The following is a 26,747-nucleotide window of genomic DNA, read 5'->3' as shown; positions in this document are numbered from 1 at the left end:
CCCTTATTCTTGTACACCATATTTTTCTTCAAAGAACTTCCACGCAGTTTCGTAATCCTTTTCTCGATTGCAACAATCAAACGGGGCAATATATTCAATCGTTCTTTCTACAGGTCCCCCTGGTATGGTATCATCGGTAATGGTACGGCAGAATCTCTCACCTGCAGGAGAATTCTTGATGCTATTTTCCCATTCATTCCGATCAAATCCAACTCCAGTTAAGCTACGATTATTTGTAAATACAATACGTCCGTTATGGTCATACCAAGTATCTTCTTCATACTTTTTTAATACTGGAAATTGGGTTCTATAAACTGTAAGCAGTTGTTTTAAATCCATTCCAAGTGACTGCGCGACCAATACATCTATCTCAATCAACGCCCATCTTCTCTCATAATCAGACTTCAGAAAAGAGGAACTACTCCACGCCGATGATAATGTTTTAAAGATTCCTCTTGATAATTTGTCATCATCTTTTGACCAACCATCTAAGCAATATGACTGGTTCCAGCATCTTTCCCATAAATCTTGATATCTCTCTGAGACACAATTCAACATTAATGCTCTTAATACTATAGCTCCTCTTCTATTCGTTTCAATTATTGGAATCTTGTATGCTGTGTCATCGAGAAAATTACTTTTCCCCAAAGATCTAATAAGGTAATCATACGGCAACGATGACATCAGTCCCTGTATAAACATAAGCAATTTGCCATCTTCCAAGTACATTCCATATATACCATTGATATGAGATGTCTTTGGGGGAATGACCGCTGACATTAGTGTTCTCTCTTGGTTCAAACCTAACATCTTTCTTGCCGCAATCCGATAAGTATCAATGTATCGTGTATTCTTATCAGTTCTAGGCGAAGCCGACAAATAATCCATCATTTTTTCTTCAATCGCGTACTTAGAACGCTGAATATAATCACTACTGATCATTTGTAAATCGATTTTGTCATAGTCAGCTTTCTCCTTACATACTCTTCGAGGCGTTTTAAACAAAGGATTCGAGATTGAAATATATGGACCACAATATACAAAGTCATAATCATCCTCTGGGAAATGTGAGCCTTCAGAAATTACATGATTACTCTGTGATGCGGTTTCATCCAGTAATTGTGTCATGTATACATCCGTTTTCCCAATATAATCAGCAATTTTAACTGTCTGCTCTGCGAATCGTTCAATCACGCCTAATAAATCTACGGCATAGATTACCGGTAATCTTGTAGACTGTGGATTTTCCGGATCATCATATACTTTCGCTATACTTGCTAGCTCATCCTTCCCTATTTTTACTACTCGGCGAGGATGTCCAGAAACAGTCCAATTTCCATTCGCATCTTTCATTTCTGGAATAGGGTCACTTTGATGTGCTCCTTCATATGATTCGTCGATTGTGCTTGGATAATAGCAATGCGAGACCATGTCAAACGATTTCGTTGATGCGTTTGAGTATATGTTCAACCCATAGATACTTGTATCACTTATCTCCGTAAAAAGTAGTTTTTCATTTACGAATTGAAATCTCTTTCTAAGTTTTGGATACAATACTTTTCTTAATAATCCACCGTTAGGATCATCATAAACGCCATCGGGATGAATAAACGCTGAAACGCCATTTTCATTTGATATATACCAAGCTTGTGGGAGAATACATTTATATAGATTGGTTTGTTGGCCACGTAAAAGAGGATAATTAGTCTCGCAGTTATAATAATTAAGCTGACCTGCTGCGGAAACGTATTCCAACTCATAATCTTCTTGTTCCGTAGAATTCTTTAAAGCTACTGCTCGAAGCTCCTTAACTTGGGCAGCATTTAATTTTTTAATTGCAAACCGAGGATTTTTTTCTGAAAGGACATCAAATTCTCCCCACTTCACTTTTATCCATGGGGGATTCCCAATTACTAAGTCAAATCCACCTCTTTCAGCAAATAAATCTGCAAATTCCAACTCCCAGTGCATAAAGTGATTCTGTTCCGAAATCTCGTAAGCAAGATTGAGCCGAGGGTTTTCCTTACGCAAGCGTGGAATATCAACCACGGACCCAGATCCATAGGTCGCAACTATATCCAGCGCTATTTGCTCCATTTCTGTAGGAAATAACGACAGCTGTCCGCCTTTTGCCTCTTTGCTAACATTTACAGATGCCATTGTGCCCTCCAAAATTAAGGACATGTCAAAGAGGAATTCACTTCTGCTCGGAAGCAAATCCGCTTTATCAATAGGCCAGAACCAGAGTGCACACCAGTAATCCATAGCAAACTTTAGTCTTGCATATGGACCGGCGTTTCTCATATGTTCGGATTTATAAAGTTCACTCAGGATCTGATCCTTCTGTCTAATAGTTGTATGGGAATCTGTAGCATCATCCTCATATCCATAAACAGACAGAGAATCCTGTGTTTTAGCCTCCACCTCTTTTCTCAGATTGATCTGTGCTTCCCACAATTCATCAATGGCAGTAGACAAGCGGAGCAGCGTTACCAGATCATCTTCACTGTATGGCTCTGTGAACTTCTTACTCCACTTAGCCATAGCTTTAATCTTATCCGGCTCCAGAGATTTGATGACTTTATCAGAATAACTGCACATGCCAGGATCTCCCAACAGGAAATGATATACCTGCTTTCGCGGCATGCGTTTTGTTCCGAGCGGTACTCTGTCAGGAGCATTCTCATACCAACGGATCCCCTTTGATGTTGTACTGAGGGATTCCACACGGTATACTTGTCTTCTTGCTCCAATCAGTGAGTTGCCGTTAATCAGCTGCGTTCCAAACCACGGCACAAAGCCACCTTCATAGATCGTATTCAGCCAAAGTGATACTTCTGCCAGTTCTACGGCGACAGGATTAAGGTCAATTCCATAAACATTCCTGTCTGCCATATACATCTTGACCTTCTGAAGTTCTTTCAGCCGGTCATTTGCAGGAATCATTTCCCCACGCTCTTTCTGTTTTTTATCCAGATATGCTTCCGCAAGCTGCGTGATGGCTTCGTTCAAGAATGCTGCGGATCCCATAGCCGGCTCACAGATGGTCAAATGTAGGATTTCATCTGCACTCTTTCCTTCGAGCAACTCTTTCAGAGCATACTTAACCAGGCATTTCGTCAGAACTTCCGGCGTATAGTAAGAGGCAGACTTTTCCCTTTCTCTGCCGGCCAGACGATAAATAAAAGTCCCCTTCTCGTATTTGCGGAGCTGACCCTTCTTATACTTTCCATCCGGATCATTCTTCTCATAGCGAACACGTTCGTCTTCGGTATACTGGTCCAACTCATCTTCAGTAACGAAGTAACCAACATCCAGTTCATTGAAGCTGTCTCCGGCACGCTTTACCTCAAAGAGCGTTGTCTCAGCGATAAATCCACGGTACGAAAGCAGTGCCTCATACACGGATCCCATCTGGTTGATTCCCAGATTTGCATAGGAAATACGCCCGCGCCTGTCGTGCCGCCGCCCGGTCTCACGCGTAAGACTCATAAGGTCTATAATCCGAAGCATGCAGGAATTGCGAAGCTTCGACTTTGTGATCATCTTTGTATATTCAGGATCAAAGATATGAGCCTTCAGCGGAGCAATCACGAACATATCGTGCAGGCTCTCTTCCTGTGAATACTTCAGCAGGTCTTCCTCAGACTCCGGATATCCGCTGTAGATCAGATCATACAGTTTGGAAAGAGTCTCATGAAGGAAATACCCACTGCCGACCTCAGTCACATCATCACGGATATCATCAGCAATATCTCTCAGATTATCTAAGGAGTATCCGGACTTATATGTTAGATTCTGGATTGGTGCATATCCGAGCTCCGGTCTTGCTTCAATAAAGAGCACAAAAAGCATACGGTACATATACCGCAGGCATTCCAAGGTCAGATCACCTGCATCTACCGGATCTGTTTCCAGATTTCTTCCCTGACGGGTAGCCATGTCGTAAAGTACTTCGTTTCCAAGAATCTCAATGCTCTCACGAAGCGCATACTTCAGATCCTGTGATACGCCTGCAGCATGCTTCTGAGAATTCGCATCCAGCTCGTCCAGGAGTGCTGTTCCATCTTCAGGGCACAAGCTATTTCTATGCAGAAGAACTGCCATCGCTTGCAGCGTGGATTCCTCATGACGGCTGAATATATCCTCAAGTTCGAATTGCAGATATCTCTTCTCATTCCATTTATTACGGTCGATCAGAGCTATCTGGTTCATTCCGATCAGCAAAATGAATCGCGGAGGCTCTGCCTGGCCAAAGAGAATCTTGGTAACAAGATCCTCATTCGGAATATTGGTAAGAACATTTGCTGGTACGGAATACAGCCCTTCTTCCGCTACTTCATCTGCAGCAAAACAATACTTGTCCAGAATAGCTGCTTCCTTATCATCAGAAGTCGCAAGCAGAATCCATAAGGCCGGTGCTCCATTCGCCTTGGTAAGTTCCAGGTAAACAGGTGCCTTCAGCGTATCATCAATCTCAATCCACTCTGGCTTCGCCTCCGGATAGCCCAGAGCCTTTAAGTACATATCTGCAAGTGTGCGAATATTCACCAAAGTCTGGGTATCAAACTTTGAGCGAAGAAAACGGTCATGAACCGGGTAATACTGGCGTGCAACATCACGCAGAAGCGCCCACGGCGTCCTGATCTCTTCGCTTTCCTTTGCTTCTGCTCGCCATGCAGAGATCGTCTCAGAAGCATTCTCTTCAAAGATTGATGAGAAATAATGATTCGTGTAATATTCGTTTTGGTTGGTAATTCCGGATAAATCCATGCTCATCTTGTTACCCCCTTCATTACCGCCATAATCCGGATATAGGGATTATTCTGTATCGACATGGTGTCCGTAACCCAAGTCGTAAATTTATCAAATAGTTCATCTACCATACGTTCCTGCTCGCTTTTCTTTCTTTCGCTTTCAAACAAAGACAGCTGATAGTATTTATGACGTGTTTCCAGTTCAGCTAACTTGTCCAATTCTTCATCCAGAAGCGGATTGATATGGCTCTGATAGCTCTGATAGTACCCATCCAGATATTTCTTCGCGTGTTCAACAGCATCAGGCAGTAAGCCTTCAGCTTCAGCCACATCAGTCTCCGTCAGGCTTGCACTGTTCGGGATCTTTGTGCTTCGGAACCCGGTATGTGCAAGCAGCTCGTTCATGCTCAGGCTCTTTACAAATCTTCCATTCTCATACTGAAGCCCAAACCACTCATCTACCAGCGGAGTGGAACGCTTGTTAGGAATGCTTCCCGTAACGATGAAGATGGTCTCTTCCGGTTTCATCTTATCCGGAATGCCAACAAACGGGGCTTCTCCGCGTCCATACAACAGGCCGCCTTTATCATTTACCCATGTAAACAACGGATGCTGCTTCCAGAGATACTGAACCTTTGGCCATGCCGTTTCTGCCATGTTATTCTGCATACTTCTCTTCATTTCTCCCATGCAGAATTCCTTATCATCGGACAGCCGTAAATAATCGCCCTGCGGCATAGCCTCATCAGGGAGTAATGCGGTAAGACGCTTTCTCATATCCGGCGTTACTATCACTTCCATGCCGGATACGGATTGAAGCTTTTCAACCGGATGGCTCTCAGACTGGTTAAGATAACTCATCGCCAGGTACAGATAATCGGCATCCGAAAACAGCGTCTCATCATTTTTGACTTTCGCCGGTTCACTTGTATCAGCAGAAGCTGCCATCAACGCCTCAAAAGGATCAAACTCTGCTTCACCGCTATCCAATGTCTCAGAGAATGCATCCGCATCTGATCCGTTCTCTATTGCATCGGATACCACTAACTCTTCATCTTCAATGGAGAATTTACCAAGCAACAATGCCGGATCTCCGATATTCTTCAGTGCCTGCTCTTCCTTGGTAATCAGAATCTCAATAATCCTCATATCACCCTTAATACGTGGATTATTGCTTTCAATCATCATATAGCGGATATCCGGACGCTTCTGCTGCCCATAACGGTCGATACGTCCGTTTCTCTGCTGGAACACCATAAGCGACCACGGGATGTCAAAATGGATCATCCTGTGGCTGAGGTAATGCAGATTAAGTCCTTCTGATGCGACATCCGAAGCAACCAGTACTCTGACCGGAGCTTCCTCTCGCCCAAAGTTCTCAACAATTGTCTGCTGCTCTGCGTCGCTCATAGCGCCTGAAATTTCCTGAATCGCATTGGCCGGCATTTTAAGATCCTCGCGGAGTCTTGCCGCCAGATATTTCATGGTCTCAATGCGCTCTGTAAAGATAACAACACGGTCATCTGTTGCTCCGGTCCATCCGTATTCTTTATCTTTCAACAAAGTCAGGAGCTGTTGATACCTTGAAAAGTCCGAAGGAGTAATATTCTCCAACGCACTCTTCAGTTCTTCTAGTGCGCGGATATCCTTGATCTCGTTATCTGAGTACTTCTTACGAAGCTTGTTAAGTCTGGCATCAATGCTCTTGATGCAGGCTGCCGGGCTGGAAAAAAGCGACTTCTCCAGACTGGTCTTAAAGAGCTGTCCTTGAGCTCTTGTTTTACTCAAATCCATCTGCAGCTGCATCTCTGCAAAAATATCAAAAGCGATCTCTTCCTTTGCTGATGCTTTGCAACGCTGTAGCTCAATTCTTCTTTCCAGGAACGATCCGCTGACCTGATCCTTCACATCCTTCTTGAAACGACGCACGCACAGGCCTTTAATATCATCCTTGGTATAATCATCCGGATTCGCGATAGCTGTAGGATCCAGCATATTCATCAACGATGCAAAACTCTTCGCCCGTCCATCATGCGGTGTCGCTGAAAGCATAATCATAGTATCTGAACGATCTGCAAGCAGCTTTGCCAATCTGGAACGCTGCGCCTGATGATCGCCACGCTCTGCAACATTCTGAGCCTCATCAATTACAATGATGTCCCAGTATGCCTTCTCCAGATGTGTTCTGTATTCAACATCTCTCTTCAGCGTATCAATGGACACAATGGTCTTGTCGTAATAGCTGAATGGGTTATAGTTTGATGGAAGCTTCGCCCTGATATCATGGATCTTCTTTGAATCCAGACGCACCAGCGGTATTGTGAAGCGATTCCACATTTCTTTCTGGAACTGCGTCATCATGCTCTTAACAGTAACAACCAGTATCCTCCTGCCTTTTCCTCTGGCAATCAATTCGCTCATCAGGATACCGGCTTCCAGTGTTTTACCAAGGCCAACTGTATCTGCAATCAGGATGCGCTGACGCGGTCTGCGAAGCGAAATCTGCGCAGGTTCAAGCTGATAAGGCATCAGGTCCATAGCCGCCTTATCTCCGATATGTAGATCTGTATCTGTCGGGATCTGCTGCCTCCACTGACTTTCCAGATACAACTGTGTCCGCCGGAAGAAAGATGACCCATCAATGACAAGCTTTACATCCTTCGGATCCACTACTGCAATCTCTTCCAGATCAGTCAGAAATACAGCCTCTTTGTCCTTAACTAATGGCGATACGCCAACACAGTAAAGGGCATTATTCCCCATGTTGTTCTTTTCGACCTTCTTAACCATCCATTCTTCATCTCGAATGATGGTCCTCATCCCTGGTGCGTAATCTACCATAACAATCTATCCTTTCAATCTTCCGCATGCTGTTCAGAAGACATATCCTTTTCTTCCACAGGAACCATCTCCATGATGTCAGAGAAATCGCATTCCAAAGCATTACAAATCTTCACTAGAACATCTGTCGTGATATTCGCGTTCTTTCCAAGCTTCGCAAGTGAAGCTGTGCTGATTTCGCTCTCATCCTTCAGTTTTGTACGATTCCACTTTTTATCAATCAACAGTTTCCAAAGTTTATCGTAACTAATAGTCTTTTTCATGGTCTTTCCCTCTTTATTCTCACATGCAATGTGCGTTACTCTTCTTCGGGATTTCTTACACTATGCAGGAATCCATAACGTCCTTGCTCTTCATCCATCGTAAACGTTATCCGATTCGCATTCTGATAGTTTACCGTCTCTGGGAGCTCATTTTCGGCTACGATCAGCTGGTTATTGCCACAATGATCGATAATGTATTGAATCAAAGATTCTCTCATTCCCTTTGTGGCCTTCTCACTTTCCTTGATGCTGTATTTCTTTTCCTTTAGAGACAGGATCGGCGAATCTAACACAAGAAAATGTGACGCATACTTCCCGCTGCTCTCAAGGTACTTCATCAGGTTGAAAAGCATTATCGTATTCAGAAATGCACGATATCCTTTACCCTGGTTCTTCTTATGTCTTCCTCCAACAACAACATCAGCTGTATTGATGTTCAGATATGACTCTGGCTTTCCGGTATAAGCGCAATCTTTTATCATTTCATTGACGGACTCACTCAAGTCCTTCCAGATATTTTTATCAAAGTTCTTCTTTGCATCAAACTTTGTCGCAGTCTCATCCTCTTCATTTTCCTTCTCGAAGACATCTGTTCCCAATTCCGTTGACATATATGCAATGAACTGCAGTTGTTGCCTTACATGCTGAATTCTACGGAACTCTGCGACAACAGCTCTGAGCTCTGCAGCATGAGGTCTGAGATTTTGATTCAACAGTTTTGTAATATTACTGTTCTGAGCATTTAATGCCTTCAGCGTTTCTTCAAGTTCTTTTATCTCTTTTCTGGTATCTGTCTCCGTTACTTCCAGATCACCCAATTGCAGTCTGATACGTGCAAGCTCGGATTTAGCAGATTCAACGTATGAAGTACGATCCTCTTCCTCTGAATCCATCTCATGCCCGCAGAACGGACAATTATCCTTGTGATGAATGGTCTTCCCCTTAGCGTCGCCATCCACGATAAAAATCAATCTCTTAATATCAGACATATATTGTGAATGAAGTGCCCGATATCTATTGCCCAGGAATCTGGCTTCCTGAAGCTTTGCATTCACTTCATATATTTGCACAAGTAACTTCCGGCTTTCCTCAGAAGCATCGACAATCTGCCTTTCAACCTTTTCTATTTCAGCCACAAACTCGTCTATCTTGGCATCAATATCTACGCCATCATCAGCAGCCAAAGCTTCTTCGAGCTGTTCCTTCTGTTTTGACAAGTCCACTATCTTCTGATTCAGGTAACTAATGACCCCTGCCTTCCGGGTAGCTCTCTTCTCTAGCTCCTCAACGCTGATTTTGGGCAGGAAACGGTTTAAATCATCGGCTGTAAGGAGATAGATAAGCGAAGTCAGACTCTTGGTAATCTTGGAATGATCCGGATTATCAAGCGGAGTTCGCTTTTCAAATATATTTTCTTCACTCAGGAAGAAGAAATGAAAGATAGTTCGAATAGTCATTTCTTCATCCGTCGGTGCCTGCGTTGCGATAATTTTAGGGACTTTATCGATACCTATAAGACTCAACAATAACGTGCTGTATTCCCCGTTACCAACTTTATATTCGTCTTTGTCTACTCCTGGAAAATCAGAGTATACTTTTACAACGTTCGATCCCTTATCACCGCTGCTTCCGTCTTCTATCTTTCTTTCAGCCTTAAATGAATAACCATCGTCAGACTCCATTTCCAGCATGACAGTGTCGTAACCGGTATCATCTTTTGAAAAAGGTACCTCTTTCCCGGCAAACATGAAGTCAATACAGCCAATAACATAAGACTTTCCCGTATTAGAAGGTCCTTCAATAAAATTAACGCCATCCTTAAATGGTACTGATGAATACTCAACCTTCTCTCCGGAGGCAGCAATCTTTGTAATATAAAATCTGCTCATTGATGACCCTCCTGTCGATAAGATTTTCCGCCGAGCTTAAATATCTCTGCAATCAGTGATCTCTCGGACTTTCCTTTTGTTGCATTAATGACAGATTTTGCGGCTTTTCTGTACTCACGAGCATATTCACTCGTTAGAGCACCACAGTAGTCCTCCCCCTCCGGGGTGATGATATATGATAGACCATCCTTGTAGCTGACAGCCTCTGCAGTACCGTTCAAAACAAGTTCCTTTAATGCTTTCTTTACAAGATCCCTCTGCGAAGCAAACTCACTAAATTTCAGGTCATTATCGCCGTTAAGATTCTGCTCTGATAAACCAAACGGCTCACTGTATATCGTCATAAAATCCACCGCATAGAGCATATCCAGCGTCTGCGGCATATCATATTCATCCAGCAATAACAGCAGGCGTAAAGAGTTTTCAAACGTTGAATTAAACAATCGGTCCATCGTCGTCTCTCACCCACCCTTCTATAGTGCCGTCCTTTACAAGGAAGTGACATACCCCTTTTTTCTGGGGTACACCTACCCAATCTGTATCTCTCAAAAGCCAGCATCTATTCGAATTAAAATCTCGTACTCTTCTCAACACGGCTTTAAGTCGAGCCAGGCCGCTTTCTGCAGGATCCTCATAATCATCCTTGATATATTCATATGTTTCACTTTTCAGCAGGTCGAATTGATCCTCTTTGTCGTAAATATCTCGTGTGCTACGTCTGACAGCCTCTGCAGCAAAATAGTACTTACGCTGTTCTGAAAGATGCTTCTCATACTTCGGATACTCTCCGATTCTATCCATAGGAAAGGCTTTTATGTTTTCTGCTTGAGCATAAGCTGCGGCAAGCGCTGTCGTGTATTCGTGCTCTTCTTTGATTATCGTTTCCGGTATTTCCGCATCCTCCAGCGGATGTCTCTTATACTCCTCTAACTCTGTATCCAGCTTGGCATTTGCCTCAGGTGTAAGGACATTATCTCTGGTAAGAGAATACAGATACACTTGTCCTAAGAATTCATCAAATGTTTCCTTCTTGCCTAATCGAAGAAGCTCATCTTTTTTGCTGTCAGATATTTTACCGTCTGCTTTTATATCTCCCCGAAAATGAAAGATAATTTCTTCTTCCATTCCCGGCATAAAGTGCCGTGTGACATTCTTTTTGAAAAAGGCTCCAATTGATGACTTAACTTCAGGATCTTGCGAATGGCCTTTTATGATTCTAAGCGGATTGCCCTGTGGTGCCCTGTTCACAATTTTGCTGGCAGTACCTTTCCCCACTTTGCTTAATGTCATCCCCAACGGTTCAGCTACACCTCTATAAAGAAGCTCTATGAGTTCAGGATCACTGATCTCATCAACAAAAGCATTCTTTATTTCTGCCACTACCGTGGCTAAAACCAGCTCTCGCAATCAGCTCACCTCCTCAAAAAGAAACTTTATGATAACTTTATAGGAACCGCTCTAACCCCTTAAAATACTGACTTTTCAAGGTGTTTCGGATATAATGACAGTGTGGGAAGAGACACTCTCCGAACAAAGCCAATACTCCAAATGACAGTATAGCACAGTTCGGGTGATAAGTGAATAAATTATTTGCGTTCGCAGATAAATATTTCATTTGATTCCCGCTGCAATTCCTACTCCGGGCAGTAGGATCACAACCAAATAACCATTAATGCGTAATGCAGCCTGACCATCGGTGGAAAGGATGCAAACCGAAACGGATTTTCCGTTCGATTTGTATGCCTTCCACCGATTTTATTTTGCGTACAAATCTATAACGTTCACAGCGACATAGTTCGGACCTTCCGTTTCGGCCTTGGGTCGAAGGAGGGCCCGAATTATGTTTCAGAGTAAAAATTTCTCAAGCAACGAAAACCAGAGTAAATACGGAAACAAGAAACCGTACAACAACATTCCGCCAGCAGCGAACGAAGAGCTTGCACCGATGCTCATGACGAAGGAAATGTTCAAAGACAAGTCCATCATCAGAGACAACATCGAGACCTGGAATATCAACGGTCACAAAATCCCCGTAGCTTTCGCTCCTATCCAGGCAGGTACCCTTGATAATTGGATGAGATTCTTCAACGCTCAGGTTCGCACATATATTGCAACCGGCGGCACAGAGGATTTTCTCAAAGAAAATGGTCATGAAGACGATCTGTCTTACAACAAGTTTCAGGACGATGCTGAAGGCGACGAAGATCAGAGTGGTTTTGAACCCGGAGAAACACCTTCTCTCGAAGACACCGTACTTCTCGGTATCATCATCAAGGAACTGATTGCAGAAGTAAAAGGCATCAACCCCAAATATGGCAGAATCCTTGAACTTCTCGGCCAGAACCGTTCAAAAGGCCAGATCCTCGAAGAATTAAATCTGGGCAAAAGCCAGGGATACGCCGATATCAAGGCCGCCCAGAAAATGGCACGAGACCTTTACTATAAAGATTGATTCATTGAGATTGCTGACCGATTAAAATAAAGGGAGAGCGGCATGCCCGGATGCTGCTCTCCTTTTTGCTGTGTGCCTCTATATTCGATTTTATCTCTTAGACGGTCTGCCCTGCATCTGCCACCGGTCGTGGCTCTGTATGCTCCGGACAGCCTGCTTCAAACTATTCGCACGACCGTGCTGGTGATATGGATGCGATGCCTTATGCTTGTGGAATATGATGCATGTTCCCGGTGTCGGATACTCAGGATTATGGATGAACCAATAATGGCCGGTGTTTCGGCTCATCACAGTCACATCAAAGGCATCTGTGAAGATGATGGAGAAGTACTTAGGATCCAGAGCGGAGAGATCAGTTGCATCAAACATAGTCTTTCCCCTGTCCCTTAGCATATTCTGCCTGCCGCTCTGCAACAAACTGAGCATGAAGCGCCTTCTTCTCCTTCAGGAATCTTTCATGCAGTTTTCTGGTTTCCTTCTCCATAAACGCCTTTTCTGCCTCAATCATCTCCGCTCTTGCAGCGTCCAGGCTAATGATGAGCTTGCCGTCCTCGCATCTGACCAATATCGGATCTCCAATATGGAACCCAGCAGCCTCCAGCCACTGCCCCATCAAACGAATCGACGGAACAGGCTTGTAGTTGTGCCCGCTCAGCGCACAAACCTTCAGTTCTCTTTCGTTCTTGCTTGCCATGTGTTTGTCCTCCTTTTTCAATCGACTATTTTGGCTTGAAACAAAACAAGCTGCAGATCTCGGATCATGTCCGCATCTGCAGCTTATCTATTCAAATTCCTATTCGATTGTGAGGCTGAACCTTAGGTGGTAGAATTCTTCCCTTCGTTCTTGATGCGATAGTAATCTGCCATCTCCACATCAAGCGTAATATAGGACTCTTTCTTCTTGCTTTGGGTGTTGCTCAAGAGGCACACAGTCTCCACATGCACCGTCCCCGGAAACATATCGCACGCCTTCACTTTCTTCACCTCATACCCTTCCCCGCACAGGTACTTCAGGTCCCTTGCCAGCGTGGCGCTGTCGCAGCTCACGTACACGATCCGGTCCGGCTGCATCTTCACCATGGTCTCCAGGCAGGCGGCGTCGCAGCCCTTCCGGGGCGGGTCTACCACGATCACGTCCGCGCGGATCCCTTCCTTCTCATATTTTTCCGGCAGGACTTCTTCCGCCTTGCCCACATAAAATTCCACGTTGGAGATATCATTTAATGCCGCGTTGCGGCGGGCGTCCTCGATGGCTTCGGGCACGATCTCCACGCCGTACACTTTGCCTGCCTTCTGCGCCAGGAAAAGGGAGATGGTGCCGATCCCGCAGTAGAGATCCCAGACAGTCTCCTCTCCTCTCAGGTCCGCGTATTCCAGGGCTGTCTCATAGAGTTTCCGGGTCTGCGCCGGGTTTACCTGGAAGAAGGAGAGGGGCGAGATCTGATACCGGATCTCTCCGATCTGGTCTGTGATATATGCCTGCCCCCACACAGGGATCATCTCGCTTCCCATGATCACATTTGTTTTTTTCTGATTTACATTGATACTGATGCTGGTCATGCCCGGCACTTCCCGCAGAGAATCTGTCAGAGCATCCTGAGCAGGGATGCGGCGTCCGTTCAGGATCAGACAGACCATGATCTCGCCTGTGGCAAATCCTTTGCGGAGCAGCACATGGCGGAGCAGCCCTTTTCCGGTCTGCTCATCATAAGCAGGGATCTTGTATGTTTCCATATGATCCAGAATCTTCTCCAGGATGATCCGGTTTTCCTCCACGCCCAGCCGGCATTCCGTGCACGGAATGATCCGGTGGCTCCGGGCCGCATAGAATCCGGTCACGGGACGGCCCTCTTTATCTGTTCCAAATGGAAACTGCGCTTTATTCCGATACCTCCAGGGGTCTTCCATGCCCAGGATCTCCGGTCTGGGAAGCCCGGTCAGGCCGCCGATACGGGTCAGGTTATTCCATACTTTATTTACCTTATATCTCAGCTGCGCTTCATAGTTCATGGCCTGGAGCTGACATCCGCCGCACTGACGGGCGTGGGCGCAGCGGGGCTCCACCCGGTCCGGCGACGGTTCCAGTATTTTCATCAGGCGCGCGTAGCCGTAAGTTTTTTTCATCTTCATGACCTTCGCTTCCACCCGGTCGCCGATCACCGTATCCTTTACGAAGAATGTCATGCCGTCCAGTTTTCCGATTCCTTCTCCGTCAACGCCCAGATCTTCGATGGTCAGTTCTATCATATCATCCTTTTTCATCGGTCTCTCCTTTTGAAAATGCCGGACGAAAAAAAGCAGATTCAAGCCTTCTTCCGTCCGGCACATTGTCTTTTCCATATATTATTGACGTTCTATTTTCCGGTCTTCCGTATATTGGACTCAAACAGGCGGTTGTATCCCAGCCATCCCTGTTTATCCCCGGCCGCTTCCAGCGCCTCGATCATGGTCTGCATATGGGCGTCCGTGTTGTCCGCGAAATTCAGCGCCACCGCTTCCAGGAGCGCCGGTTTTTTCGGCGAGCCGTATTCCAGTTCTCCATGATGGGACAGGATACAGTGTTTCAGCTCATTGGCCAGCTTCTGCGGGAATCCCGGAATCTTCCGGATACGTTCTCCCACCATCTCCGTGCCGATCACGATATGCCCCAGCAGCTGTCCCTCATCCGTATAATCATTTGCCGGGAACGGCGACAGTTCATATACTTTTCCGATGTCATGGCACATGGCCGCGGTATAGAGCAGATCTTTGTTCAGCATCGGATACGCCTGGATATAATAATTGCAGAGCTTTGTCACGCTCAGCGTATGCTCCAGAAGTCCGCCCACGAAGCCGTGATGCACGGTCTTGGCAGCGCTGTTGAATTTAAACGCTCTCACAAACTCCTGGTCGTTTACAAAGAGATCCTTCAGCAGAACCGACAGATACGGATTGGTTACCTTGTTCACATATTCCAGCAGCTCCTGATACATCTTTTCGATATCTTTTTTGCTCACCGGAAGATAATCCGCCGGATTGTACTCTCCTTCCCGGACTTTGCGCGCGCGCTTCACATTCAGCTGGATCTGTCCCTGGAAGCTGGTCACGTCCGCCACGATATCCACGTAGTCCATGCTCTCAAAATCATCGATTCCATTGGAATTAGGATCCCAGATCTTGGCGTCCACAGTTCCTGTCTTATCCTGAAACATCAGGTTTTCATAAGCTTTTCCCGCCTTCGTCAACGCCGACTGGCGGGTTTTGCACAGGTAAATACCGGAAACTCTCTCCCCTTCCCGGAATGTCTCAATATATTTCATTCATACACACTCTTTCTAAATTTATTTCCGCAGGCAGCGAACCAGACGGACATGCCTGCATGTCCATTTGGCGGCTGCCGCGAGGGTCATTGTAATATGGTCAGCTGTACCGTCACTTCCAGTTCCTGGTATCCATCCTTATCCGGACGCTGACATACCACCTGGATATTCTGTCCGTTGGAACATTTTAAAAGGATTGACCGCACATCCTTCAGATTCGTGACCTGCTGCCCGCTCATGGACGTAATAATATCTCCCGGCTGAATGCCTCCCGCCATAGCCGGAGAATCCATCGCCACTTCCGATACATACACGCCTACCGGAATCTCTTCCTGTTCAGAGATCGTAGTGGTCACATCCGCTCCGATGATTCCCATATACACCAGATCCTGGCTGTTGGACAGATGCTCAATCTCTTCTTTCATATCCGATATGCCGTAAGCCTGTATCATATTTTCCTGGCCGTTGACTTCGCAGCGATTCTGGATAATGCCTACGATCTTGCCGTCCCAGTTGATCAGGACGCCGCTGCTGTTGTCTGCTTTCGCCATATCCGTCGTCAGTACCGTATAACTTCCGTCGTAGATACCCGCCGTCTGAGTCACAGAAGTCAGGTTTCCGAATAAAACGGAGCCGTAAACTCCCGCCGGGTTCCCCACTGCGATCACCGGTTCTCCGTTCCTGGTCGTCTTCGAAGATCCCAGATTTGCGTACTGGATCACTCCCTTTGTGGAATCCGAGATATCGCTCAGATTTACACTGATCATGGCAAGGCCCGTATTTTTATTATAATTTTTCAATGTCCCGGCAGCCGTCGTGCGGTCAAAAAATGTAATCTGAAGACTCTCTCCGCCGCGTACTTCTTCATATCCGGTCAGGATCAGAAGCTCCAGGCCGTTATCTCCGATCACGACACCGGACACTGTACTCTGACTGGTATAGATCTCATCAAACCAGTCTGTATCCATCGAGAGCACAGAAATATTCACCAGACTTTTTTCTGCCTGGTTTCCGATCTGGATAAGCTGCTGATACATTTTTTTGTAATCCTCCAGCTCCATGCTGACCGTTTCCGTGATGTATACAGTAGAATCTTCCTCTTCTTCTGTCTCGGTATTTTCTTCCTCTTCGGGGATCTCAATGGGCTGGATCTCCTGTTCTTCTGCCTGGTTATCCAGGAAAGGGAGCGCAAAAGCCCAGACCCCCAGCGCCGCCAGGGCAAAAAGCACGCCGGACAGAATGCACGACGCGCATTTGCGCACCGTCCGATTCTGATATATGGGTTTCTGTTTGATCTTCTCCTGCATAAATAAATAATCGGAATCCTTTTTATCTTTTAAGTCTGCCATTACAGCCTCCCGCAAAAGAAACTCTTCTCCCCCCGGTCCGTCATGAGGGTTTTCACCCGCTGTTGTCCAGAAAGTATTATACTAGATTTCCCTGAAAGTGTCTATAAGTTCTACTTTTCATTCCTTTTCAAATGGAGTACAATGATATCAGTTCGGACACAGGAGATATTTATGAACCAAAAAGCATTAAAAACATTAGAATTTGACAAAATTATTCATATATTGACAGAGCATGCGGCTTCTGAAGGCGCCAAAGAGCTCTGCCGCACCCTTAAGCCATCTTCCTCCCTGGAGGAAATCGAGCGCCTGCAGTCAGAGACCGAAGACGCCCTGCGCCGTATTTACCGCAAAGGCAGCCTGTCTTTTGGCGGTATCCGCGACATCCGCGGCTCCATAAAGAGACTGGAAGTGGGCGGGGTCCTGGGCATGGGAGAACTGCTGCAGATCATGTCCCTTCTGGAGACTGCCGGGAAAGTGCGCCGGTACGGACAGCGGGAAGAAGATGACGACTCGCGGGATTCTCTGGACGAATCTTTCGAATTACTGGAACCGGTTCCGTCTCTGGCCGGAGAGATCCGCCGGTGTATTCTTTCGGAAGAGGAGATGGCAGATGACGCCAGCGGCGCCCTGCTGCATGTACGCCGTTCCATGCGTCAGATGAACGACCGCGTACACAGCACGCTGAACGCCATGGTAAATGGTTCCGCACGCGCTTACCTGCAGGACCCGGTAGTCACCATGCGGGACGGAAGATACTGCCTGCCCGTCAAAGCGGAATACCGCGGCCAGGTGGCAGGTATGATCCACGACCAGAGTTCCACCGGATCGACCCTTTTCATCGAACCCATGGCCGTGATCAAGCTGAACAACGATTATAAGGAACTGCAGATCAAGGAGCAGCAGGAGATCGAAAAAGTCCTGGCTTCCCTCAGCGAGACGGCAGCCGGTTATCTGGAGTTCTTATCCGACGATTACCGCCTGCTGGTGGACCTGGATTTCATTTTCGCCAGGGCCATGCTTGCCAAAGAGATGAAAGCCACCCGTCCCGTGCTCAATGAGAGGGGCTGTATCCGCATCAAAGACGGACGGCATCCTCTGCTGGATCCTAAAAAAGTCGTGCCCATCAACGTATGGCTGGGCAAAGATTTCGACCTGCTCATCGTGACCGGTCCCAACACCGGCGGCAAGACCGTCTCTCTGAAGACAGTGGGACTTTTCACGCTCATGGGACAGTCCGGGCTCCATATCCCCGCCTTCGAGCGTTCGGAGCTGGCCGTATTTGACGATGTATTCGCGGACATCGGAGACGAACAGAGTATTGAACAGAGTCTCAGTACCTTTTCTTCTCATATGACCAACATCGTTTCTATCTTAAAGGATGCGTCCCTGAACTCTCTGGTGCTGTTCGACGAGCTGGGCGCCGGTACCGATCCTACCGAAGGCGCCGCCCTGGCCATATCGATTCTGGACCATCTGCACAGGCAGGGGATCCGCACCATGGCGACGACTCATTACAGCGAGCTGAAGATCTACGCGCTCTCCACGCAGGGCGTGGAAAATGCCTGCTGTGAGTTTGACGTGGAATCTCTGAGGCCCACTTACCGGCTGCTCATCGGCATTCCCGGCAAAAGCAACGCGTTCGCCATCTCTGCCAAACTGGGACTTCCGGAACACCTGATTGAAGATGCCAAAAAGCAGATCGACGTTCAGGATAAGAACTTCGAAGACGTGATCTCCGAGCTGGAACACAGCCGCGTTACATTGGAAAAGGATCAGGCGGAGATTTCCCGGTACAAAGAGGAGATCCGTTCTCTCCGCAATGCCCTGCAGAAGAAACAGGACCGCCTGGACGAGCAGAAAGAAAAGATCCTCCGCGACGCCCGGGAACAGGCGGGCGCTATTTTGCAGGAGGCCAAAGACTATGCAGACGAGACCATGAAGAATTTCCATAAATTCGGAAAAGACAATATTTCTGTAAAAGAGATGGAGGCCGAGCGCGCCCGTCTGCGGGAGAAGATCAAAAATACCGAAATCAGTACCAGCGCCAAACCGGCGAAGCCGCGGAAGAAGGTCAAACCGGCAGCCCTGCATATCGGGGACCGGGTGCGCGTACTGAGCCTGAACCTGGAGGGCACTGTCAGCACCCTTCCCAACGCCAAAGGCGATCTCTTTGTCCAGATGGGAATCCTCCGGTCACAGGTAAATATTAATGACCTGGAATATCTGGGAGAGGCAGAACATCCGGTCTCCGGAAAAGGCTCCTCCGGCAGCGGCAATATCAAAATGTCAAAATCAGCGTCTGTCAGCACCGAGATCAATCTGATCGGCATGACCGTGGACGAAGCCATGGGCCATCTGGACAAGTATCTGGACGACGCCTATCTGGCTCATGTCCCCAGCGTGCGGATCGTACACGGAAAGGGTACCGGCGCTCTGCGCAGCGCGGTGCAGCAGCACCTGAAACGCTGCAAGTACATCAAATCCTACCGTCTCGGGACCTTCGGCGAAGGAGAAGCCGGGGTGACGATTGCGGAGTTCAAATAAACAGACAGGAGAAACATTATGGCTTCAAAACAGAAAATACTCATCGTCGACGACGATACTAATATTGCGGAACTGATCTCTCTTTATCTGACCAAAGAATGTTACGAAGTAAAAATTGTGACCGACGGGGAACAGGCTTTGCAGGTCTTTGACAGCTTCGCGCCGAATCTGATCCTGCTGGATCTGATGCTTCCGGGCATAGACGGCTACCAGGTCTGCAGGGAGATCCGTACCCGTTCCAATACTCCCATCATCATGCTTTCCGCGAAAGGAGAGATTTTTGACAAAGTACTGGGCCTGGAACTGGGAGCAGACGACTATATGATCAAACCTTTCGATTCCAAAGAGCTGGTTGCCCGGGTCAAAGCGGTGCTGCGCCGTTTTCAGCCGGCGAGGCCGGAAACCGGCAGCGAATCCAAAATTGTCCAGTATCCGGATCTGATCATCAACCAGACTAATTATTCTGTGATCTATCAGGGCCATACGGTGGAGATGCCGCCCAAGGAGCTGGAACTTTTATATTTCCTTGCTTCTTCCCCAAATCAGGTATTTACCAGAGAGCAGCTTCTGGATCATATCTGGGGCTATGAATATATCGGAGATACCCGCACGGTAGATGTTCATATCAAAAGGCTGCGGGAAAAGATCAAGGATCACGATTCCTGGCGTCTGGCCACCGTCTGGGGGATCGGATATAAATTCGAGGTGAAATAATGCACCTTTCACTGAACATAAAATTTATCATCGCGTATCTGATTTTCGGGCTGTGTGCCTTTTTCTGCATTTCCACCGTCACATCCAGGCTGCTTCTGGATCACACGGTGGAAGAAAAGGCCAGTTCCTTTTATCAGGAAGGGCTGTATCTGGCTGACCAGTACGTAGCTACTTATCCCGGCGACATGGAGGATCAACGCTCGCTTTCCGGAATCCAGCCCTATCTGTCTTCCCTGGATGTCTACCTGAACGCGGAGATATGGCTCATCAGCCGGGACGGCAGTCTGGTCCTGAGCTCTGCGGATGACGAGATCCCCGCAGAATCTCTGGAAATTCCGGATTTTAATTCGGTACTGCCCGGAGGAAAATATTATACCACGGGAGATTTTTTCGGCATGTTCGACCAGGAGACCCTGAGCGTACTGGTTCCGGTCACCCATAATTATCATGTGCGCGGATACATTGCGGTACACACCCCCATGTCTTCCGTGATTCAGGAAAAAGAAGGCTATCTGCTTGCGTTTTATATTACACTGATCCTTTTGATGCTGCTGACATTTATCTTCGCAGCCGCAGGCTGGTTCATCGTCTATCTGCCGCTGCGCAGACTCAGACGGGCTGCCGGGGAATATGCCGCCGGCAATTTCGACTATCCCATCGCCATGGACCGTGACGACGAACTGGGCATTCTTTCCAACACCATGGATTTTATGGCTCAGGCCCTCAAAGACGCGGACGAAGACCAACGGAAGATGATTTCCAATATTTCGCACGACTTCCGTTCGCCGCTCACATCCATAAAAGGCTATATTGAAGCCATGCTGGACGGCACGATCCCTCCTGAGATGCAGGAAAAATACCTGAACATCGTGCTCCGGGAAACGGAACGCCTGACCAAGCTGACCAGCGGCCTGCTGGAGCTGAACGCCATGAATCCCAAGCAAAACCGTCTGGACAAGACCCGTTTTGATATTAATACAGTGATCAAAAACACCGCCGCTTCCTTTGAAGGCACCTGTACCTCCCGGAGAATCGCCTTCAACCTGCTCTTTGCCGATCCCCAGTCCTATGTCTTCGCGGACATGGGCAAGATCCAGCAGGTACTTTACAACCTGATCGACAACGCGATCAAATTCAGCCATCCGGATTCGGTCATCACGGTAGAAACCACGCCGCGCTTTGGAAAGATCTTTGTATCTGTGCGTGACACAGGAATCGGAATTCCCAAAGACAGTCTGAAAAAAATATGGGAACGGTTTTATAAGACAGATCTCTCCCGCGGAAAGGATAAGAGAGGCACCGGCCTGGGACTCTCCATCGTCAAAGAGATTATCCAGATGCACGGGGAAAATATCAATGTGATCAGCACCGAAGGCGTCGGCACCGAGTTTGTCTTCTCGCTGAGCGAGGCGGAGGAGGAAACAGACAGGTAAGAAAAAGGCGGGATCTCCATGACAGGAAATTCCGCCTTATTATCAGATTTTAAACCCGGTTATAATTAATCAGACATCCCTTCAGAATGATCTCTCTCTCATCATCCGTCATCTCGCCCAGCTTCAGGGTAAATTCCTTCATACCGTCTTTCACCACATACGCTTTCACTTCCGAAGCTTTATTTTTAACGGCTTCCGCGATGTTCGGAACAAACAGATAATCACCGTTGACAAAAGGCAGGTCTCCTTCCTCGATCAGGAACGGCAGCATCCCCCAGTTAATCAGATTGGAACGGTAACGCTTGGTGGCGTAGCTGTTGGCGATATTCGCCCAGCCTCCCAGCACCTTCTGACAGGACGCCGCCTGCTCCCTCGCGGAACCGTCTCCAGGTTTGACTGCAAAGATCGTGCTTCCGACTCCCATATTCCGGTCTGTCACTTCCGGATAAGAAGCGCGGATCGTATCCAGGACATCTTTCAGCTCCGGCAGCGCTTCTTCCGGACTCTGCCCTGCTTCCAGCGCTTTCTGCGCCGCCTGGACTTTCTTGGCGCGTCCCACATACTCCGGATCTTTTCTGGACAGGGTAAACTCCGCCAGCCCCAGCGGATTAGAACGATAGGAGGAAGTCTCTCCCGAAGGGATCAGCTCGTCCGTGGTCGTCACCGGATCATGGATCTCCGATACCACTTTCAGGATCAGATACTCCGGCAGCTCGCTCATAGCCGGCCAGTCTTTGATATTGGGACCGAAATGGATCTGCACATCCGGATCCGCCTCGCCCTTGCTGTCAAATACACGGTTTTCATAAATCTGTTTATCAAATATATATTTCGGATTCCGGTATTCAACATCCAGGTCCGTAGCCGCCGTCAGATATCCTTTGTTGGCTGCCGTAGCGGCGATAGAGCGCGCGTCCATCAACGCAACGGACGCGATCTGACCGTTCTGCAGCTTGGAACCTTCCCGGTTCGGGAAATTCCTGGTGGAATGGCGGATGCTGAAACCATTGTTGCACGGCGTATCCCCTGCGCCGAAACAAGGTCCGCAGAATGCGGTCTTCAGGACCGCTCCGGTCTGCATCAGCATGGCAGCGGAACCATTTTTCACCAGTTCCATATAGATCGGCATGGAAGCCGGGTAAACGCTCAGCGTAAATTCGTCGGCTCCGATACTCTTTCCGTCCAGAATGTCCGCCGCCGCGCAGATGTTTTCAAATCCGCCGCCCGCACAGCCGGCGATGATGCCCTGATCCACATACAGGCGTCCGTTATGTACTTTATCTCTCAGCGAGAAGGACACCTGATCTCCCAGGCTGACCTTGGCACGCTTCTCACAATCTGCCAGGATATCGTCCAGGTTCGCGTTCAGCTCATCAATCGTATACGCGTTGCTGGGATGGAACGGCATAGCGATCATGGGACGGATCTCTCCCAGATCTACCACGATCATGCCGTCATAATACGCCGTGCCGCCCGGATTCAGTTCCTTATAATCCTCAGGTCTTCCGTGGATCTCATAGAACTCCCGGATCGCCTCGTCTGTCTTCCAGATCGAGGACAGGCAGGTGGTCTCCGTGGTCATAACATCGATGCCGATACGGAAATCCGCGCTCAGTTTTCCGACTCCGTCGCCGATAAATTCCATCACTTTATTATTAACATATCCGTTGGCGAATACTTCCTTGATAATCGCCAGCGCCACATCCTGAGGCCCGACGCCCCTGACCGGTTCCCCGGTCAGATATACGCCCACTACGCCCGGCATGGGGATATCGTAGGTCTGGTTCAGCAGCTGTTTTACCAGCTCCGGACCGCCTTCGCCCATAGCCATGGTGCCCAACGCGCCGTAACGGGTATGACTGTCCGACCCTAATATCATCTGCCCCCCGCCGGAAAGCATCTCGCGGGCATACTGGTGGATTACCGCCTGATGAGGCGGCACATACACTCCGCCGTATTTTTTCGCGCAGGTCAGGCCAAACATATGGTCATCCTCGTTGATGGTTCCTCCCACTGCGCAAAGACTGTTATGACAGTTCGTCAGCACATAAGGCATAGGAAATTTTTCCAGTCCCGAAGCGCGTGCGGTCTGGATAATGCCCACATATGTAATGTCATGGGATGTGAGCTTGTCAAAACGTATCTGCAGCTTTTCCATACTGCCGGATGTATTGTGCTGTTTCAGGATACCATAGGCAATCGTCTGTTTTCTCGCCTCTTCTTTGGACGGCACCTGAGCCATCTTTCCGGCAAGCACTTTCTGTGCATCCGGGGAATCCGGGATGATCTCGGATCCGTTCAGCACATAAGCGCCTCCATTATATAATTGAATCATACGCACCTCCATAAAACGGATTTGTATACAATTATACAATTGCCATGGTGTAAAAGCAACCACAAATAATACTATTCTTTTTCCATATCGCACGGAAACGCCACTGTCACTTTAAACAGATCTCCGTCCAGATAGATCTCGAATCTGCCGTTCTGCAGTTCTGTCAGATCTTTCGCGATAGACAATCCCAGCCCGCTGCCTTCCGTGGTACGGGATTCATCTCCTCTGGTAAAGCGTTCCGTCAGTTCTTCCGCTGAAATATTCAGAGGCTGTTCCGAAATATTCTTCATGGATACAACCGCTTCGCCCTCTTCCCGTGCCACGTCCAGATAGACCCGGGTGTGCGGCATAGCGTATTTTTCCACATTCCGGTACAGATTTTCGATGATTCTCCACAATCTGCGCCCGTCCGCTTTCACATACAGAGGTCCCTGCGGATAGGAAGCGACAAACTTTAATCCGCGGGCCGCGAATCGTTCTTCAAATTCTCCGCTGGTCTGCATCAGCAGTTCCTTCAGATCAATACGTGTAATCTGAAGCGTCACATTGCCGGAGCTGGCTCTGGATGCTTCCACCAGATCTTCTGTCAGCTGTTTCAGCCTCTGGGATTTCTGATCCAGCACCTCCAGGTACTCTTCTGCCCTGGTATTCTCGATGGGCTCCCGCTTCATCAGATCCACATAATTGATGATGGACGTCAGGGGCGTCTTCAGGTCATGGGACACATTGGTGATCAGATCCGCCTTCATCCGCTCGCTTTTCATCTGTTCCTGCACCGCGCTCTTCAGGTCTTCTCCCAGCCCGTTGACTGCTTCCGCCATCCTGCGGTTATTCCAGAACAGATGCTCTGTGGGAATCCCGGATTCTTCCCTGCCGGATTTCATGGACTCCACGCCTTCCAGAAGCTTCTGACGCTGAATTCCGTCCAGAATCAGGATCGCCAGCACTCCCGCGTTCAGGGTCAGCATCAGCACGTCCTCTGCGGCGCCTGTCCCCGGCAGAAGCCGGATCAGCATCTGGATCAGTTGATAAGCCACAAAATAGATCGCGATACGGACCGCCACATGCACTCTTTCCAGCAGCGCGGTTCCCAGTCTCCGCGCTCCGCGGATCAGCGTAACAAGAAGCGCCGGCAGAGTGACAAGCCATATGACCGCCAGCACTCCCATTCCTTTCATATACGGGATGATCGTTCCGACAGCATTCTCATACTCTATCTGGCCGCGCTGAAACTGATCCGACACCGGGAAGGAAGTGTCAATCCCCACATACAGCTGATATTCCCCATCCAGGTGCGCGGCGCCGCCCGTCAAGAGCGCTTGGGTATTATAAGAATAATAGTCTCCCACGTTTACCTGCGACACACTGGTAGAACGGCTGTCAAAAATATAATAGCTTCCAAAATCTTTAAAATATGCCTCCAGACTTTCCTGTGCAGGCTCTGTCTTCTCCAGTTCTGCCACATTGGTGTAAAATTCCCCGCTGCCCAGATCCCAGAGCGCGAAGCGCACATTGGTAGCGCCGGAATTCCAGGTTTTCAGATCCTGCTGATAGGCCGCCACGTCTTCTTTCAGCCGCTCCATCGCCTCCTGGATCTGATCTACCAGCTCCTGATATTCTTCTCCGCACTGGTTGGCATATTCCTGAATGCTTCCGTAAAAGAGAGGCTGATATACCTCCTGCAGCACGTTATCCCTAATCGTAGTTCCTTTCAGGCTCCACTGGTAAAGATCCCCCTGTCGGTAGCAGATTCCGTCTTCTTTCTCCTCCTCCGATACCTCATCATAGACTGTTCTGCTGTCCAGATAATCACGGATGCGGATAATCCGGTCCGGATCAAATTCGCCTGCCCGCTCCATCCTGCTGGTTCTTGCCAGCGCTCCAATAGAGTTATAGACCGCGTCGGAAGCCAGATCCTGAAATGCGGCCGTCTCCACATATGTTTTCCCATTCAGCGCGTCCCGCCAGGTTTCCTGTGTATATTGATATCCGTTTCCTATAATTGCTCCGACTGCCAGCACTGCCAGCATAACCAGATTGATTCCCAGAATGATTCTCCGGAAAACGGATGTTTTTTTTCTTCTATTCTTCATATTCTCTCCTGTTCCCGATCAATCTTGTATCCCACTCCCCAGACAACTTTCAGATATCTGGGGTCTTTGGGATTGATTTCGATTTTTTCCCGGATATGACGAATATGTACAGCTACTGTATTGTCTCCCCCGATGGCATCCTCATTCCAGATCTTCTCATAGATCTGGGCGATAGAGAACACTTTCCCGGGATTCTTCATCAGCAAAAGAAGGATCTGGTACTCAATAGGCGTCAGTTTCACCGGCTCTCCGTCCACAGTCACCTCTTTGCGGTCGTCGTCTACCATCAGACCTCCGATCCGGAATATGGACGGCCGCTGCTCAGAGATCGCTCCCAGCTGCGTATAACGCCGCAGCAGTGATTTTACTCTGGCTGTCAGCTCCAGCGGATTAAACGGTTTGGTGATGTAATCGTCCGCGCCGATATTCAGACCCAGAATCTTATCCGTATCTTCCGACTTTGCAGAAAGGAAAATAATCGGGATCCCGCTGGTCTGACGTATCTTGACTGTAGCGCGGATACCGTCCATATGGGGCATCATAATATCAAGCAAGAGCAGGTGCACCTCATGCTCCTGAAGCATCCGGATTGCCTCCAGTCCGTCATATGCTTTTAATACTGTATAGCCCTCCTGGCTTAAATAGATCTCGATGGCGTCTACGATCGCCCGGTCATCGTCACAGACTAAAATGTTCATATTCGTCTCTCCTTTTCTGCCTATAGTTATATCATCTTATTTTTAAGATGAAAGGTCTGAAATTCTTAAGATTCTTTTAA

General features: G+C 47.9%; 17 protein-coding genes. 4 read left to right on the top strand and 13 right to left on the bottom strand.

From position 1 onward, the window contains the following. Positions 1-3 precede the first annotated feature (3 nt). The 6 genes from B5F29_RS04680 to B5F29_RS04655 are packed head-to-tail and all read right to left on the bottom strand — an operon-like array spanning position 4 to position 11,157. Positions 4-4,779 carry an Eco57I restriction-modification methylase domain-containing protein gene (locus B5F29_RS04680; protein ID WP_242955579.1) on the bottom strand — a complete coding sequence of 1,592 codons (4,776 nt, stop codon included), beginning with the start codon at positions 4,777-4,779 and terminating at the stop codon, positions 4-6. Then, positions 4,776-7,598, bottom strand: a complete 2,823-nt coding sequence (locus B5F29_RS04675; RefSeq protein ID WP_087153524.1) for a DEAD/DEAH box helicase — start codon at positions 7,596-7,598, stop codon at positions 4,776-4,778. Before B5F29_RS04675 ends, B5F29_RS04680 begins: the two co-directional genes overlap by 4 nt. 14 nt (positions 7,599-7,612) lie before the next feature. Beyond that, complete coding sequence (locus B5F29_RS04670) at positions 7,613-7,861, bottom strand: helix-turn-helix domain-containing protein (protein ID WP_087153523.1); 249 nt, start codon at positions 7,859-7,861, stop codon at positions 7,613-7,615. A gap of 35 nt (positions 7,862-7,896) precedes the next feature. After that, positions 7,897-9,750, bottom strand: a complete 1,854-nt coding sequence (locus B5F29_RS04665) for an AAA family ATPase (RefSeq protein ID WP_087153522.1) — start codon at positions 9,748-9,750, stop codon at positions 7,897-7,899. Further along, a complete protein-coding gene (locus B5F29_RS04660) occupies positions 9,747-10,202 on the bottom strand; it encodes an ABC-three component system middle component 2 (protein WP_087153521.1) in 456 nt (151 codons plus the stop codon). The genes B5F29_RS04665 and B5F29_RS04660 overlap by 4 nt, the downstream gene beginning before the upstream one ends. Next, positions 10,186-11,157, bottom strand: a complete 972-nt coding sequence (locus B5F29_RS04655; RefSeq protein WP_242955578.1) for an ABC-three component system protein — start codon at positions 11,155-11,157, stop codon at positions 10,186-10,188. The genes B5F29_RS04660 and B5F29_RS04655 overlap by 17 nt, the downstream gene beginning before the upstream one ends. 433 nt (positions 11,158-11,590) lie before the next feature. Here B5F29_RS04655 and B5F29_RS04650 point away from each other — a divergent pair, with 433 nt between their 5' ends. After that, positions 11,591-12,202, top strand: a complete 612-nt coding sequence (locus B5F29_RS04650) for a hypothetical protein (protein WP_087153520.1) — start codon at positions 11,591-11,593, stop codon at positions 12,200-12,202. 361 nt (positions 12,203-12,563) lie between these two features. On the opposite strand, the gene B5F29_RS04640 is transcribed toward B5F29_RS04650, so the two are convergent. The 4 genes from B5F29_RS04640 to B5F29_RS04625 all read right to left on the bottom strand — a co-directional run bounded on the left by B5F29_RS04640 (position 12,564) and on the right by B5F29_RS04625 (position 16,850). Next, positions 12,564-12,896, bottom strand: coding sequence for a SymE family type I addiction module toxin (locus tag B5F29_RS04640; RefSeq protein ID WP_087153518.1), 333 nt, complete (start codon positions 12,894-12,896; stop codon positions 12,564-12,566). Between the two features lie 122 nt (positions 12,897-13,018). Next, positions 13,019-14,464: a 23S rRNA (uracil(1939)-C(5))-methyltransferase RlmD gene (gene rlmD, locus B5F29_RS04635; RefSeq protein ID WP_087153709.1), complete on the bottom strand. Its 1,446-nt coding sequence runs from the start codon at positions 14,462-14,464 to the stop codon at positions 13,019-13,021. Positions 14,465-14,556: 92 nt separating this feature from the next. After that, positions 14,557-15,501, bottom strand: a complete 945-nt coding sequence (locus B5F29_RS04630) for a 3'-5' exoribonuclease YhaM family protein (protein WP_087153517.1) — start codon at positions 15,499-15,501, stop codon at positions 14,557-14,559. An 86-nt stretch (positions 15,502-15,587) separates the two neighbouring features. Beyond that, positions 15,588-16,850: a S1C family serine protease gene (locus tag B5F29_RS04625; RefSeq protein ID WP_087153516.1), complete on the bottom strand. Its 1,263-nt coding sequence runs from the start codon at positions 16,848-16,850 to the stop codon at positions 15,588-15,590. Positions 16,851-17,021: 171 nt separating this feature from the next. Here B5F29_RS04625 and B5F29_RS04620 point away from each other — a divergent pair, with 171 nt between their 5' ends. Genes B5F29_RS04620 through B5F29_RS04610 form a run of 3 tightly spaced genes read left to right on the top strand, consistent with a single transcriptional unit; the run spans position 17,022 to position 21,541 of the window. Then, positions 17,022-19,394, top strand: coding sequence for an endonuclease MutS2 (locus tag B5F29_RS04620; protein ID WP_087153515.1), 2,373 nt, complete (start codon positions 17,022-17,024; stop codon positions 19,392-19,394). 18 nt (positions 19,395-19,412) lie between these two features. Further along, positions 19,413-20,108, top strand: coding sequence for a response regulator transcription factor (locus tag B5F29_RS04615; protein ID WP_087153514.1), 696 nt, complete (start codon positions 19,413-19,415; stop codon positions 20,106-20,108). Beyond that, positions 20,108-21,541, top strand: coding sequence for a sensor histidine kinase (locus tag B5F29_RS04610; RefSeq protein ID WP_087153513.1), 1,434 nt, complete (start codon positions 20,108-20,110; stop codon positions 21,539-21,541). The genes B5F29_RS04615 and B5F29_RS04610 overlap by 1 nt, the downstream gene beginning before the upstream one ends. Before the next feature lie 49 nt (positions 21,542-21,590). On the opposite strand, the gene B5F29_RS04605 is transcribed toward B5F29_RS04610, so the two are convergent. The 3 genes from B5F29_RS04605 to B5F29_RS04595 form a co-directional block, all read right to left on the bottom strand. Then, a complete protein-coding gene (locus B5F29_RS04605) occupies positions 21,591-23,876 on the bottom strand; it encodes a hydratase (protein WP_087153512.1) in 2,286 nt (761 codons plus the stop codon). A gap of 71 nt (positions 23,877-23,947) precedes the next feature. Then, entirely contained in the window at positions 23,948-25,969 is a 2,022-nt protein-coding gene (locus tag B5F29_RS04600) for a sensor histidine kinase (RefSeq protein ID WP_087153511.1), read from the bottom strand. Continuing rightward, entirely contained in the window at positions 25,966-26,667 is a 702-nt protein-coding gene (locus B5F29_RS04595) for a response regulator transcription factor (RefSeq protein WP_087153510.1), read from the bottom strand. The genes B5F29_RS04600 and B5F29_RS04595 overlap by 4 nt, the downstream gene beginning before the upstream one ends. Positions 26,668-26,747: the final 80 nt, after the last annotated feature.

The organism is Lachnoclostridium sp. An196 (assembly GCF_002160135.1).
Classification (GTDB): domain Bacteria; phylum Bacillota; class Clostridia; order Lachnospirales; family Lachnospiraceae; genus Hominiventricola; species Hominiventricola avistercoris.
Note: the sequence above shows the minus strand (reverse complement) of the source record. Positions and strands in the feature narration are given on the sequence as shown.